The organism is Variovorax sp. W2I14 (assembly GCF_050435205.1).
In the GTDB taxonomy this organism is placed as follows: domain Bacteria; phylum Pseudomonadota; class Gammaproteobacteria; order Burkholderiales; family Burkholderiaceae_C; genus Variovorax; species Variovorax paradoxus_C.
The window spans coordinates 3,635,774-3,649,653 of sequence record NZ_JBNDJX010000001.1; the positions used below are offsets into that span (position 1 = coordinate 3,635,774).

Annotated in this window: 14 protein-coding genes and 1 tRNA gene; 5 read left to right on the top strand and 10 right to left on the bottom strand. The window is 65.4% G+C overall.

The window, feature by feature from the left end:
• Positions 1-10: 10 nt before the first annotated feature.
• Entirely contained in the window at positions 11-1,318 is a 1,308-nt protein-coding gene (gene tviB / locus QF040_RS16995) for a Vi polysaccharide biosynthesis UDP-N-acetylglucosamine C-6 dehydrogenase TviB (protein WP_429612045.1), read from the bottom strand.
• Between the two features lie 168 nt (positions 1,319-1,486).
• Positions 1,487-2,560, bottom strand: a complete 1,074-nt coding sequence (locus QF040_RS17000) for a polysaccharide biosynthesis/export family protein (RefSeq protein ID WP_429614664.1) — start codon at positions 2,558-2,560, stop codon at positions 1,487-1,489.
• Between the two features lie 707 nt (positions 2,561-3,267).
• On the opposite strand from QF040_RS17000, the gene QF040_RS17005 reads away from it, so the two are divergent.
• On the top strand, positions 3,268-3,498 hold the full coding sequence (locus QF040_RS17005; protein WP_429612046.1) for a hypothetical protein: 231 nt from the start codon (positions 3,268-3,270) through the stop codon (positions 3,496-3,498).
• A gap of 188 nt (positions 3,499-3,686) precedes the next feature.
• Here the strand turns inward: QF040_RS17005 and QF040_RS17010 are convergent.
• The 5 genes from QF040_RS17010 to QF040_RS17030 all read right to left on the bottom strand — a co-directional run bounded on the left by QF040_RS17010 (position 3,687) and on the right by QF040_RS17030 (position 7,587).
• Positions 3,687-3,776: transfer RNA gene (locus tag QF040_RS17010), tRNA-Ser, on the bottom strand.
• 58 nt (positions 3,777-3,834) lie between these two features.
• Positions 3,835-5,166 carry a serine--tRNA ligase gene (serS, locus tag QF040_RS17015; RefSeq protein WP_429612047.1) on the bottom strand — a complete coding sequence of 444 codons (1,332 nt, stop codon included), beginning with the start codon at positions 5,164-5,166 and terminating at the stop codon, positions 3,835-3,837.
• A gap of 53 nt (positions 5,167-5,219) precedes the next feature.
• Positions 5,220-6,182: a threonine/serine dehydratase gene (locus QF040_RS17020; protein WP_429612048.1), complete on the bottom strand. Its 963-nt coding sequence runs from the start codon at positions 6,180-6,182 to the stop codon at positions 5,220-5,222.
• Positions 6,179-7,147, bottom strand: coding sequence for a 4-hydroxy-3-methylbut-2-enyl diphosphate reductase (gene ispH, locus QF040_RS17025; RefSeq protein WP_429612049.1), 969 nt, complete (start codon positions 7,145-7,147; stop codon positions 6,179-6,181). The genes QF040_RS17020 and ispH overlap by 4 nt, the downstream gene beginning before the upstream one ends.
• Entirely contained in the window at positions 7,144-7,587 is a 444-nt protein-coding gene (locus QF040_RS17030) for an FKBP-type peptidyl-prolyl cis-trans isomerase (RefSeq protein WP_429612050.1), read from the bottom strand. Before QF040_RS17030 ends, ispH begins: the two co-directional genes overlap by 4 nt.
• A 108-nt stretch (positions 7,588-7,695) precedes the next feature.
• On the opposite strand from QF040_RS17030, the gene radC reads away from it, so the two are divergent.
• Complete coding sequence (gene radC / locus QF040_RS17035; protein ID WP_306880842.1) at positions 7,696-8,373, top strand: RadC family protein; 678 nt, start codon at positions 7,696-7,698, stop codon at positions 8,371-8,373.
• Entirely contained in the window at positions 8,373-9,056 is a 684-nt protein-coding gene (locus QF040_RS17040; protein WP_306880843.1) for a Smr/MutS family protein, read from the top strand. Before radC ends, QF040_RS17040 begins: the two co-directional genes overlap by 1 nt.
• Positions 9,057-9,090: 34 nt before the next feature.
• On the opposite strand, the gene QF040_RS17045 is transcribed toward QF040_RS17040, so the two are convergent.
• The 3 genes from QF040_RS17045 to fabV are packed head-to-tail and all read right to left on the bottom strand — an operon-like array spanning position 9,091 to position 12,008.
• Positions 9,091-10,314 carry an NAD(P)/FAD-dependent oxidoreductase gene (locus QF040_RS17045; RefSeq protein ID WP_429612051.1) on the bottom strand — a complete coding sequence of 408 codons (1,224 nt, stop codon included), beginning with the start codon at positions 10,312-10,314 and terminating at the stop codon, positions 9,091-9,093.
• A gap of 51 nt (positions 10,315-10,365) precedes the next feature.
• On the bottom strand, positions 10,366-10,785 hold the full coding sequence (locus QF040_RS17050) for a group II truncated hemoglobin (protein WP_013543070.1): 420 nt from the start codon (positions 10,783-10,785) through the stop codon (positions 10,366-10,368).
• Between the two features lie 26 nt (positions 10,786-10,811).
• The gene (gene fabV / locus QF040_RS17055; RefSeq protein ID WP_429612052.1) at positions 10,812-12,008 is read right to left on the bottom strand and encodes an enoyl-ACP reductase FabV; all 1,197 of its coding nucleotides are present in this window, start codon (positions 12,006-12,008) and stop codon (positions 10,812-10,814) included.
• Between the two features lie 164 nt (positions 12,009-12,172).
• On the opposite strand from fabV, the gene QF040_RS17060 reads away from it, so the two are divergent.
• A complete protein-coding gene (locus tag QF040_RS17060; RefSeq protein WP_429612053.1) occupies positions 12,173-13,000 on the top strand; it encodes an ABC transporter substrate-binding protein in 828 nt (275 codons plus the stop codon).
• A gap of 173 nt (positions 13,001-13,173) precedes the next feature.
• Positions 13,174-13,869, top strand: a complete 696-nt coding sequence (locus QF040_RS17065; protein WP_429612054.1) for an amino acid ABC transporter permease — start codon at positions 13,174-13,176, stop codon at positions 13,867-13,869.
• The last annotated feature ends 11 nt before the right edge of the window (positions 13,870-13,880 follow it).

Below are 13,880 nucleotides of genomic sequence, written 5' to 3' on the forward strand. Positions count from 1 at the left end.
GGAAGTGGGCTTACAGGCGGAACACGGAGAAGCCGCTGTCGCGGGCTTCCTGTGCGTTGAACAGGCTCTTGACGTCGACCAGCACGGGCTGCTCGCCTCGGCACAGGGCGCGCAGTTCGGACATCGTCGCGCCGCGGTACTCGTTGTGGCCCACGGCAACGACGAGCGCATCGACCGGGTGGTCTGCATCGACCTTGCCGAGTTGAAGGCCGTACTCGCGAGCCACTTCTTCGGCTTCCGCCCACGGGTCCACGACTTCCACGGAAGCGCCCCACGCCTCGAACTCGCGCACCATGTCCACGATCTTGCTGTTGCGGATGTCCGGGCAGTTTTCCTTGAAGGTGATGCCCAGCACGCCGATGCGGCAGCGCGGCACGTCCATGCCGTTCTTCAGCATCAACTTGATGGTGTTGCGCGCCACGTACCGCGCCATGTTGTCGTTGATGCGGCGCCCGGCCAATATGACCTGCGGGTGATAGCCGACCTGCTCTGCCTTGTGCGTGAGGTAGTACGGATCCACGCCGATGCAATGGCCGCCCACGAGTCCTGGACGGAAGGGCAGGAAATTCCATTTGCTGCCCGCGGCCTCGAGCACGTCGAGGGTGTCGATGCCCAGGCGTTCGAAGATCACCGAGAGCTCATTGACCAGAGCGATGTTCAGGTCGCGCTGCGTGTTCTCGATCACCTTGGCGGCCTCGGCCACCTTGAGGCTGGTGGCCTTGTGCGTGCCGGCGGTGATGATCTCGTTGTAGAGCGCATCCACGAGGTCGGCCACTTCGGGCGTGCTTCCGCTGGTGATCTTCTTGATCTTGGTGAGCGTGTTGACCTTGTCCCCCGGATTGATCCGCTCCGGGCTGTACCCGCAGAAGAAGTCGACGTTGAACTTCTTGCCACTGAACTTTTCCAGCACGGGCACGCAAACCTCTTCCGTCGCGCCCGGGTACACCGTCGATTCGAAGATCACGATGGCGCCGGCCTTCATCACCTTGCCGACGGATTCGCTGGCCTTGATCAAGGGCGTCAGGTCGGGCCGGTTGGCGTTGTCGATGGGCGTCGGCACGGTCACGATGAAGACGCCGCAGTCGCGCAGGTCGTCGAGGTGCGACGTAAAGGCCAGTTGTGCAGCGGCCTTCAGTTCTTCGGGCGTGGTCTCGAGCGTGTGGTCTTGGCCGTTTTGCAGCTCGGCAATGCGCTTGACGTTGATGTCGAAGCCGACAACCTGGCGCTTCTTGCCGAACTCCACGGCGAGGGGAAGGCCTACGTAGCCCAGGCCAATGATCGCGATCGGTTGATTTGAATGAATGGCTGCTGCTTGCATGATGGATGGCTGGAACAAAAAAATTGACGGCCTGGTTCCTGGATAAAGAAGCCCTGCCGCCATGCCGCGCGTGCTCATTCGAGCGCCCACGGCTGATGTCTTTCGATTCAGGTGAGTCCATGCCCCGCCGTTGCGGCGGTGGTGAACCCTCTCCGCTCCCCTGACTGACTAGCGATGCCTGACGTAAATCTCGCTGGCGCTGTTGGCCACCGATGCCGACGGCAGGATCAGGCTGACCACGCGGTTCCACTTGACCAGCGGCACGGGGTCGATATAGACCACGTCCTGCGACTGCAGCCGGAACTGGCTCGCGATCGCCATGGCGGCCGGGTTCTTGGCATCGAGATTGAAAACGGCAGGCGCGCCCGTGGCGCCCTGGCGAATGACGTAGATCTGTCCCGCGTTGGCGGTTGCATTCTGGGGACCACCGGCCTCGCCCAGCGCCTCGCTCAGGCTCAGGCGGCCGTTGCTTCGCATGTTCAAAGCCAGCGGCGCCACGACCTCGCCCATGAGGAAGATCTTGGAATCTTCGCGGTGCGCCACGCGAACGGTGTCGCCGCTCTTCAATGGAATGCTGTTGCCGTCGTAACCGGCCTCGCGCAGCCGCGTCATGTCAATCGGGATCGACTTGCCATTTCGGATGAGCGTCAAGGCAGACAGGTTGCCGTTGGTCGTGATGCCGCCGGCTCGGTTGATGGCCTCGTTCAGCGTCATCGGCACGTCGGTGAAGATCTGAGACCCGGGGACGCGCACTTCGCCCTCTACATAAGCACGACGGCTTCTGAAGGACTGGATGCGCACCGTCACCTGCGGGTTCTCGACATGCGGCTTCAGCAAGTCGCGGATCAGGTCGGAAGCGCCGGCTTCGCTCAAACCGGCAACACGCACACGGCTGATGTATGGGAAGGCAATTTCCCCGTCGGGGTCGACGATGAAACCCGGGGCTACTTGCACGCCGGTGGGGTCCACGGACTGCGAGATGACGGCGCCCGCGTTGGGCAGCAGTTCAGGATGGTCATAAACGATCACGCCCACCACGTCACCAGGACCGATGGTGTAGCGCTCGCTCTTGCCGAACAGCGCCTGCACTTCGGGCGGCACGCCCTTTGGCGCGGTCTCGTTCAGCGTGCGCACGAGCGCGAGGGAAATGGGGGTGATCGCGCCTTCTGGGGCCGCGTCGGGCAGGTAGCGGAACTGCGATGGCAACTCTTCCCGGCCGTCGTAGGGCTCCACGGTACCCATGCCCGGCACGATTGCGCAACCTTGAAGCACCATCGCACCTGCAAGTGCCAACGCCCATGCCAAGACGTTCGAATTTCTTCTCAATCTGATCCCCCAGAAGTCAATATTTACCAGCAACGCACGCGAGAGGCCGTGCGCAGTTTCTTCACACAATTTTCAGGCTCAGTGGCTATCGACGAATTTTTTGTAAAAAATCGTTTACGCTTCACACTGAAAACTCACAAACAGATGCGTGAGTTGGTGAAAAGGTAGTGATGGCGCCAAAGTCGCCATCAGAGTCGCTTGGCTCTCTCCGAAGAGTCGTTACCAAGCTAATCATTGCTAACTTTCTCCCTGATCGTACCAGCGCAATACGCCGCTGGTCGCCTTGGCATGCCCGCGGACGGGTAAAGGTGCGTGTGGATATGCCTCTGTATCCCAACCATTTAGAGCTCGATCTGAACTGATTGGCCAGGGAGCAATGCGGGGTGATTTTGAAGAGTTGACTCCTGTTCAAGACCGCGCATTGAGCGCTCTTGAAGCTGCAGCGCGCCTTCAGGCCCTACGGCAAGCTGTAGTCTGCATGTAGTAGCAAAGATTACAAATACCGCGAACATGGTAGTGGCGTGGTCATAGATCGCTGGAAGAATGCTGCGCTGCAGTACACGTCTGCCTATAAGCCGTAGAGCTTGGCAAGGGGGGCCCATGACATCCGGATCGGCCTCGCTATGCACAACCTGTTTTCCGCCTGCCCATGCGGCATCGACCATCTCAAGCGCACGCACCGCAGCGCGTGGATGCGAATGCTGCCGTGGTTGCGGCTGTATCGCTGCGACAACTGCGGCAAGCACCAGCTCCATTCCGAACGCGAGATCGATGTGGCCAAGGCCAAGAGAGAGGCGCAGGCACGTGCCGCAACGAAGCCCCGCACCGGAGCGACGGGTTCGCTCAAGCATTAGCCTGCATTGCGCTCGAAGCGCCCTGCGATCTGCATTGCTGCATCGACAAGCGAGCCAACTGACAAATGAGTGGCACCCAAAAAGCAAAAAGCCGCAGTGAGAAATCACTGCGGCTTTTTTAGTAGCTTTGCCAGCGGAGGAATGACGAGCTGAGTAGCTTCGATCAATCCATGGCTTGCAAGCATGTCTGGAGGAGAGGGAGGGATTCGAACCCTCGGTACTATCGCTAGTACGCCTGATTTCGAGTCAGGTACATTCGACCACTCTGCCACCTCTCCGGTGCTGTCGAGCCCACGATTATAGCGGATAAAAACTGGGCTTTTGAAGCCTTCGCACTCAACCGCGCAACAGTTCCAGTCCGCCGAGGTACGGCCGCAGCGCGGCCGGCACGTTGATCGAGCCATCCTCGTTCTGGTGGTTTTCAAGCACCGCCACCAGCGCACGCCCCACCGCCAGGCCGGAGCCATTGAGCGTGTGCACGAGTTCGTTCTTGCCTTGCGCGTTCTTGAAGCGAGCTTGCAGGCGCCGCGCCTGGAAGGCCTCGCAGTTCGAGACCGAGCTGATCTCGCGGTAGGTGTCCTGCGCCGGCAGCCAGACCTCCAGGTCGTAGGTCTTGGTCGCGCCGAAGCCCATGTCGCCGGTGCACAGCAGCACCACGCGGTAGGGCAATTCGAGCGCTTGCAGCACGGCCTCGGCATGGCCGGTCATCTGCTCCAACGCGTCGTAGCTCGTCTCGGGATGAACGATCTGCACCATCTCGACCTTGTCGAACTGGTGCTGGCGGATCATGCCGCGCGTGTCGCGCCCCGCGCTGCCGGCTTCGGAGCGGAAGCACGGCGTGTGCGCCGTGAGCTTGATTGGCAATTGCGACTCGGCCACCACCTCGTCGCGCACGAAGTTGGTCAGCGGCACTTCGCTGGTCGGAATCAGGTAGAGCGCCGAATGGTCGGGCGCGGGCTCGCCGTCCTGGCCGCCCTTCTTCGCGGCGAAGAGGTCGCCTTCGAACTTGGGCAGCTGGCCGGTGCCGCTCAGCGTGGCGGCATTGACGATGTAGGGCACGTAGCACTCGGCGTATCCGTGCTTCTCGGTCTGCGTGTCGAGCATGAACTGCGCGAGCGCGCGGTGCAGGCGGGCGATCGGCCCCTTCATGACGGTGAAGCGCGAGCCGGCGAGCTTGGCGCCCATTTCGAAATCGAGGCCCAGCGGTGCGCCGAGGTCCACGTGATCCTTCGCGGCGAAGCCCAGCGGCGTGGCGTTGGCGCCGGCACCGCCTTGCGGGCTCCAGCGGCGCACTTCGACGTTGCCGGTCTCGTCCTCGCCCACCGGCACGCTGGCGTGCGGCAGGTTGGGCACGGCGAGCAGCAAGGCCTGCAGTTCGGGCTGGATCTCGTCGAGGCGCTTGGACTGCGATTCCTGCTCGGCCTTGAGTGCGTTGACTTCGGCCATCAGCGCATCGGTCGATTCGCCCTTGGCCTTGAGCGGGCCGATCTGCTTGTTCAGAGCGTTGCGGCGCGCCTGGATTTCCTCGGTGCGGGTCTGGACGGTCTTGCGCTCGGCTTCGAGCGCGGTGAACGCCGACACATCGAGGTAAGGCTGGTTCTTCTTGCGTTTTTCGAGGCCGGCCACAGCGGAGGCCAGGTCTTTTCGGAGCAGGGTGATGTCGAGCATCCGCCGATTTTAGGTGGGGCGCGGTGTCGCACCGCCCCACCCCGCAAGCAATCTCAGGCGACGGTGGCCGGATCCACATTCGCCCCGCAGACGATCAGGCACACCTTCTCGCCCTCGCGCGGCATGTAGGCGCCGGTCTGCAGCGCAGCGAGCGGCAGTGCGGCGGCCGGCTCCACGGCGAACTTCATTTCCTTCCACAGCCACTGCTGGGCGGCGCGGATGGATTCGTCGGACAGCAGCAGCGCGTCCTGCACCTGCTGTTGCGTGATCTCCCATGAGATCGCGCCGATGCGGCGTGCGCCGAGCGAGTCGGCCGCGATGCCGCCGACCTCGACGTCGACCGGCTCGCCGGCCTCGCGTGCGCGAAAGAGCGTCGGTGCCTTCTCGGGCTCGAGCGCCACCACGCGGGCGCGCTTCTCGAACCAGCCGGCAAGACCGCCGATGAGGCCGCCGCCGCCCACGCTCACGAGCACCGAATCGGGCAGTCCGCCCTGCGCTTCGATCTCGTGGCCCAACGTGCCGGCACCGGCCACGACTTCGGGCTGGTCATAGGCATGGGTCAGCAAGGCGCCGGTTTCCTTCTGCCGCGTAAGGCACGCAGCCAGCGCATCGGGATAAAGCTCGCCGACCACGACCACTTCGGCGCCCAGCGCACGCAGGCGCGCGCGCTTGGCTTCGGACGACACGCCGGGCAGAAACACCTGGCAGCGCACGCCCAGCGCCTTGGCGGCGGCTGCGGTGGCGATGCCGGCATTGCCGCCCGAGGCCACGACCACGCCGCTCTCGGGAATGTCGTTGGCGAGCAGCCGATTCATCATGCCGCGGGCCTTGAAGCTGCCGCTCACCTGCAGGTGCTCGAGCTTGAGCCAGACCTCCACGCCGGGCGTTGCGATGCCGAAGGCGGACGCGGGCAGCTTCCACAGCGGCGTCTCGCGCAGGAAGGCGGCGGCGCGTTCGCGCAGCCTGCGGGAGGCGCTTTCTATTTCAGAGCGCCAGTTTGTCGTTTGCTTGTTCAAGAGATATGTCCCGGAGGCGGAATGTCGTCGAGCTTGAGGCCCTTGGGGAGCGGAAACTTGATGGTCTCCTCGATGCCGTCCATCTTGCGGACCGACACCGCGCCGAAGGCCCGCACGCGATCGATCACCTCGCGCACCAGCACCTCGGGGGCCGAAGCACCGGCCGTGATGCCGACGCGGCCCTTGCCCTCGAACCATTCGGGCTTGAGCTCGTCGGCCGAATCGACCATGTAGCTCTCGGTGCCCAGGCGCTGCGCGAGTTCGCGCAGCCGGTTGCTGTTGGAGCTGGTGGGGCTGCCGACCACGATCACGAGGTCGACCTGCGGGCTCATGATCTTCACCGCGTCCTGGCGGTTCTGGGTGGCGTAGCAGATGTCCTGCTGCTTGGGCTCGCGCACCTTCGGAAAGCGCGCGCGCACCGCGGCGGCGATCTCGGCGGCGTCGTCCACGCTGAGCGTGGTCTGCGTGACGACCGCGAGCTTGTCGGTCTGCCCGGGCGAGACCTTCGCGACATCGGCCACGTCTTCCACGAGATGGATGCCGCTGGAGAGCTGGCCCATCGTGCCCTCGACCTCGGGGTGTCCCTTGTGGCCGATCATGATGAATTCGTAGCCTTCCTTCGCGAGCTTGGCCACCTCGACGTGCACCTTGGTCACGAGCGGACAGGTGGCGTCGAAGATCTCGAAGCCGCGGTCGCGCGCCTCCTGCTCCACCGCCTTGCTCACGCCGTGCGCGCTGAACACCAGCGTGGCGCCGGGCGGCACGTCGGACAGCTCCTCGATGAAGATCGCGCCCTTGGCCTTGAGCTCGTTCACCACGTAGGTGTTGTGCACGATCTCGTGGCGCACATAGATCGGCGCGCCGAACTTCGCGATGGCGCGCTCGACGATCTCGATGGCGCGGTCCACGCCCGCGCAGAAGCCGCGCGGCTCGGCGAGCAGGACTTCTTCGATGTTCGGATTCATAGAACCCCGATCAGCTTCACCTCGAAGGTCACGGGCTGGCCGGCCAACGGGTGGTTAAAGTCGAATCGCACCGCGGTCTCGCTCGATTCGATCACCGCGCCGGCATAGCTGCCGGTGCCATCGGGCGTGGGGAACTGCACCACGTCGCCGACTGCGTATTTCTCGTCGGGGTCGCCCATCTGCGCGAGCAGCTTCCTCGCGACCCACTGCTGCATCTCGGGATTGCGATCGCCGAACGCCTCGCCGGCGGGCAGCTCGAAGGTGGCGTGCGTACCCTCTTCGAGGCCCAGCAAGCGCTGCTCCATGGCAGGCGAAAGCTCGCCGGTGCCGAGCGACAGGGTCGCGGGCTTGTCGGCGAAGGTGTTGATGATGTCGCCCGCCGGTCCGGCCAGCCGGTAGTGCAGGGTGAGGAACGAGCCGGAAGTCACGACGTGGGACATGGAGGAAGCGGAGGTGGGCAAAGACAAGGGAGGTGTCCCGATAAACTGGACTGCATTTTAAGGACGGGGGCCTTCCACCCGTTCCATTCAAGGTTTCCCAAGGTTTCGATGGCTTTCAAGGATCTCCCTGTCGACGCTCGCCCGCGCGAAAAGCTCATCGCACGGGGCGTCGCCGCGCTGGCCGACGCCGAGCTGCTGGCGCTGCTGCTGCGCACCGGCGTCGCGGGCAAGAACGTGCTGCAGATGGCGCAGGAACTGCTCGAGCGCTTCGGCGGCCTCTCGGGCCTCTTGCATACCGGCCCCGAGGAACTGAAGCTCGTCAAGGGCATGGGCGGCGATGCCAAGCGCGCCGAGCTCATCGCGGTGCTTGAACTGGCCCGCCGCGCGATGGCCGAGCAGCTCAAGGAGCGCACGGTGTTCGACTCGCCCGATGCCGTCAAGCAGTACGTGCAGCTGCACATCGGCTCACGGCCGCACGAGGTGTTCGCGGTGCTGTTCCTCGACGTGCAGCACCGGCTGATCGTGCTGGAAGAGCTGTTTCGCGGAACGCTCACGCAGGCGAGCGTCTATCCGCGAGAAATCGTCATGCGCGCCCTGCACCACCAGGCCGCGGCCGTGGTGCTGGCGCACAACCACCCGAGCGGCAGCATCGAGCCTTCGCGCGCCGACGAATCGCTCACCCAAACGCTCAGGGCCGCGCTCTCGCTGGTGGATGTGCGCGTGATCGACCATGTCATCGTGAGCCCGGGACAGAGCTTCTCGATGGCCGAAAAAGGAGTGCTCTGATGGCCTCGCGTTCCACCCCTCCCTCCCACTCCTCCGCGCCGAAAACGCTGAAGAACCTCGCCGACCTCAAGCAGGTGCAGCGTGCACTGGCCGAAACGCGCGAGCGCGAAGCGGCGGAAGCGGCGGCCAAAGCCGCTGCAGAACGCAAGCGCGCGGCCGAGAAAGACCTGTTCGCGCGCGCCATCGGCGCCACCGAACCGCTGCGCCGCAAGGCCGCCGTGCCGCTCGCGCCCGAGCCGCCAGCGCCGATCCCGGTGCAGCACCAGCTCGACGAGCAGCGCGTGCTGCGCGAATCGCTCTCCGACGAGTTCGACGTGACCACGCTGCTGGACGTTGACGACGCCATGAGCTTCCGCCGTCCCGGCATCGGCACCGACGTGACGGCGCGGCTGCGCAAGGGCGACTGGTCGATCCAGGCGCAGGTCGACCTGCACGGCCTGCGCAGCGACGAGGCGCGCGAGGCGCTCGGCGGCTTCATCCGCACCTCGCACAAGCAGGGCCTGCGCTGCGTGCGCGTGGTTCACGGCAAGGGGCTCGGCTCGCCCGGCAAGCAGCCGGTGCTCAAGACCAAGACGCAGCGCTGGCTGATCCAGAAGAACGAGGTGATCGCCTTCGTGCAGGCGAAGCCGGCCGAAGGCGGTGCAGGCGCGCTGGTGGTGCTGCTGGCGCCCGTGCGCCGCTGACTTGCTCCTTCCCCGCTAGGGGAAGAGCAATGCGCTATGCCAGGTGATTCTTCAACGGCACCGACGCATCCGCAATTGCCGCCGGGTCAGGGCTGCGGCCCGCGTCGAGCAGCTTGCGGCTCATCATGTGATCGACCGGCGCGTTGACCGACTCGACGCACACGAGCTGCCCATCGACGTAATGGAACAGCGAGAACGCCTCGGGCTTGGGACCGGGGCGGCGCACGCTGACGAGGCCCGGCATGCCTTCGGCAGGCATCAGTCCCACCATCTGCAAGCGCATGCTGCCCTGGTCGGACCAGAACCACGCGACGGCATCGTGCGGTCGCGGCGCGCCAGTCAGCGTGGCGACCGCGGTGCGTGCCTGGTCGTTCGCGTTCTGCACGGATTCGAGCCGCAGTGCGCGGCCCGCGCGACGATCGGGAAAGCGCGTGCAGTCGCCCACGGCGAGCACGTCGGCCGCGCTGGTCTGCATGTGGCCATCGACCACGATGCCGTCGGCGCACTCGATGCCCGCGGCTTGCGCGAGCGCGGTCTCGGGCACGGCGCCGATGCCGAGCAGCAGCAGGTCCACCGGCTGCTTCGCGCCGTTGACCTGGATCGATACCAGCCGATCGCCCTCGACCTCGAACGCGCCCGTCTGCGCACCGAGCACGATGTCGATGCCCGCTGCGCGATGCGTCGCGAGCACGTGCGCCGACAGCTCGGGCGACACGGCGCGGCCCAGCAGGCGCGGCGCGCTCTCGATCACCTGCACGCTCTTGCCGAGCGCCTTGGCAGTGGCCGCCACTTCGAGGCCGATGAAACCGCCGCCGAGTACCGTGACCTGCTCCGCCTTCGCGAGCCGTTCGCGCAGGCGATGCGCCTCGTCGGCGGCGCGCAGGCTCGCGACGTTTTCGAGCCCCGGCTTCAGGTCGGGCATCTGGCGTGCGCGCGTGCCGGTCGCGAGCACGAGGCGCTCCCAAGGCAGCACCGCACCCGAGCGCAGCGTGACGGTATGCGCCTCGCGGTCGATGGCCACGGCCGCATCGCCCAGGTGCAGCGTGATGCCCGCTTCGCGGTACCAGTCGGCGGCCTTGTGCGGCTGCGTGGTTTCTTCGGCGCTCTTGAGGAAGGCCTTCGAGAGAGGCGGCCGGTGGTACGGCTCGCAGGCTTCTTCGCAGACCAGGTGCACGCGCGCGCCCTGCCCGGCTTCGGCAAGGCCGGCGCAAAGCTGGGCCGCGGCGTGGCCGCCGCCGATGATGACGATGGAATTCATGAGGGAGAGTCTTTCGGGATCGGTGTCTGTTTTATTCGCCGCAATTCGCGGCTACTCGCCGCGGTTGCGCATCCAGTCGGCGGTCTGGAAGAACGAGGTGCGCAGCCTTGCGCGCAAGTCATCGGGCACGCCGGTCTCGCCCATCGCCTGGTCCATGCAGGCGAGCCACTGGTCGCGCTCCTTGATGCCGATGCTGTGGCCGCCGATGCTCTGCGGCAGGTGCCGCGCGCGCAGCATCGGATGGCCGAAGCGGTCCGTGTAGTGCTGCGGGCCGCCGAGCCAGCCGCACAGGAACCAGAAGAGGCGCTGGCGCGCGTTGTCCAGGTTCGTACCGTGCACGGCGCGCAGTTGCGCGTAGGCGGGCTCGAGGTCCATCAGGTCGTAGAAGCGCTCGACCAGCGCCTCCACTTTCGGCTCGCCGCCGATCCACTCGAAGGGCGTGCCGGCGGGCGGCTTTTCTTGAATCTGCATGGGCGGGAGTATCCCTCTGAGCGTTTCTAGGCTTGGACGAGGTTCGGAATGCCCACATCGGGGTTCACGTCGGCCTCGTAGTCCACGCCTTCGACCGCGAAGCCGAAGAGCCGCAGGAACTCGGTCTTGTAGCCCGCGAAGTCGGTGAGTTCGTGGATGTTCTCGCTCGTCACCTGGGGCCAGAGTTCGACCACGCGCGCCTGCACGTCGGGGGCGAGCTCCTTGTAGTCCGCGCGCAGGCGCCCTTCGGCGTCGAGGTGCGGCGTGCTGCCGTAAAGGCTCTCGGCGAAGAGGCCCTGCACCTGCTCGATGCAGCCCTCGTGCGTGCCCTTCTCCTTCATCACCTTGAAGAGCAGCGACAGGTACAGCGGCATCATCGGAATGGCCGAACTCGCCTGCGTGACGACGGCCTTCAGCACCGACACGCGCGCATCGCCGCCCTTCGCAGCCAAGCCGGCGCGGATGCCGAGCACCTTCTGGTCGAGGTCTTTCTTGGCGGCGCCGATGGAGCCGTTCCAGTAGATGTCGTGCGTGATCTGCTCGCCGAGGTAAGTGAAGGCGGTGGTCTTCGCGCCCTCGGCCAGCACGCCGGCGTCCTGCAGCGCGTCGATCCACATCTGCCAATCCTCGCCGCCCATCACGGCGACGGTGTTGTCGATTTCTTCCTGCGTGGCCGGCTCCAGCACGGTTTCCTTGACGACCTCGTTGTCGGTGTCGAGGCCACGCAGGGTCACGGCCTTGCCGATGGGCTTGAGCGTCGAGTTGAAGACCTGGCCGGTCTTCGGATGCGTGCGCCGCGGTGCGGCGAGGCTGTAGACGACGAGGTCGACCTGGCCCATGTCCGCGCGGATCGCGTCGATGGTCTTCTGCTTCACCTCGTCGGAAAAGCCGTCGCCGTTGATGCTCTTTGCGTAGAGGCCTTCTTCGGCCGCCGCGCGATGGAAGGCCGCGGTGTTGTACCAGCCGGGCGAGCCGGGCTTCGTCTCGCTGCCGGGCCGCTCGAAGAACACGCCCAGCGTGTCGGCGCCGCTGCCGAAGGCCGCGGTGATGCGCGCGGCGAGCCCGTAGCCGGTCGATGCGCCGATGACGAGCACCTTCTTCGGCCCGCCGGCGATGCGGCCCTGGGCCAGCACGTAATCGATCTGCTGCCTCACATTGGCTTCGCAACCCGTGGGGTGGGTCGTGACGCAGATGAAGCCGCGCACGCGCGGTTTGATGATCATGAAGACCTCGCTGGATGTGATGCCGGGGAAGCACGCGAATTTAACCCAGCCGGTCGCAAAGGCATCCCATGCGAGCCATATGCATATGTCGATTGACGATTTAATAATCTGCGGTTTTATTGATATGGTTCGGCCCTGAATTTCCAACCGGAGAGAGAACAACCATGCGCCACACCTTGCTCGCCGCGGCCCTCGCCGCCTCCACCTTCCTCCTGGGCACCGTCGCCCACGCGGACCAGCTCGCCGACATCAAGAAGAAGGGCGAACTCGTGGTCGGCGTGCTCGGCACTGACGAGCCCGCCACCTTCGTCGACCCCAAGACGCGCCAGATCGTCGGCTACGAAGTCGACCTGGTGAACGCCATCGCCAAGAAGATCGGCGTGAAGCCGGTGTTGAAGCAAATCGCGGTGGCCGCGCGCATTCCCGAGCTGCAGCAGGGCCACGTGGACCTGGTGGCCGCGGGCCTCACGCACAACAAGGAGCGCGAGGCGCAGATCGACTTTTCGCTCACCACCTTCGTGACCGGCCAGAAGGCCATCGTGAAGAAGAACAGCGGCATCACCGATGTGCCGCAACTGGGCGGCAAGAAGGTGCTGACCATCCGCGGCGGCACGCAGGAACCCAACATCCGCAAGGCCGTGCCCACCGCCGAGGTCGTGACCTTCGACACGAGCCAGCAAGCCTTCCAGGCGCTGCAACAGGGCAAGGGCGTCGGCTACGTGGACGACGAAGCCGCGCTGCTGCGCAGCTACGCCAAGCTCGGCCCGGCCAAGGCGCAGTACGTGGTGCTCAAGCAGAACCTGAGCACCGAGGCGCTGGCCATCGGCATCAAGAAGGGCGAGAGCGGCTTGAAGGCGGTGGTGGACGACACGCTGCGCGAACTCGAGAAGTCGGGCGAGGCGCAGAAGATCTTCGTGAAGTGGTACGGGCCGACGACGGCATCGGGCTTCGAGACGCGCGACTTCAAGTTCGAATCCGACAAGATCGACTGAGCTTCCTGTCTTTGCATTTCTCCTTCCCCTTCCGGGGGAAGGCCGGGATGGGGGCCAGCGGCCTTTGAACAGGCCGCGGCGCATCAAGCGCCGCCGTGCCCCCACCCCAACCCTCCCCCAGCGGGGGAGGGAGCCAAGCAAATTCCCTCGCGACGGTGATACTGTCGCCCCCCATGCCCCTGTTCGACTATTCCTTGCTGCTGACCGGCAAGTACCACGACATGCTCGTCGCGGGCCTGCTGCTCTCGCTGCAGTTGCTCGCGGCCTCGCTCGTGCTCGCGCTGCCCATCGCGTTGGTGGTCGCGCTGCTTCGCCTCTCGCCGGTCGCGCCGCTGCGCTGGCTGGGCTTTGCGTATGTGGAATCGATCCGCAACATCCCGCTGCTCGCGCACATGCTCTTCTGGTATTTCGGCGCGCCGGAGCTCTTGCCCGAGGGCATCAAGCAATGGCTCTATGCGGGGCACATCGAGGCCTACAGCGCCATCGTCGCGCTCGCGCTCTACACGGCCGCCTTCATGGCGGAGGACATCCGCAGCGGCATCCGCGCGATCCCGACCGTGCAGTTCGAGGCGGGCCGTGCGCTGGGCTTCGGCTTCATGGACACCATGCGCCGCGTGGTGCTGCCGCAGGCGCTGCGCATCACGGTGCCGCCGCTCATCTCGCAGACACTGAGCCTCTGGAAGAACACCTCCATTGCCACAGTGATCGGCGTGGCCGAGCTGATGTACCAGGCCGGGCAAGTGGAGAGCGCGACCTTCCGCAGCTTCGAGTCGTTCGCGTTCGCGAGCGCGGCTTACCTGACGGTGTCGCTCGCGATCACCGGGCTCGCCACCTGGTACCACCACCGGTTCCCGGTGCGGACCATCTGAAGGCGTTGATT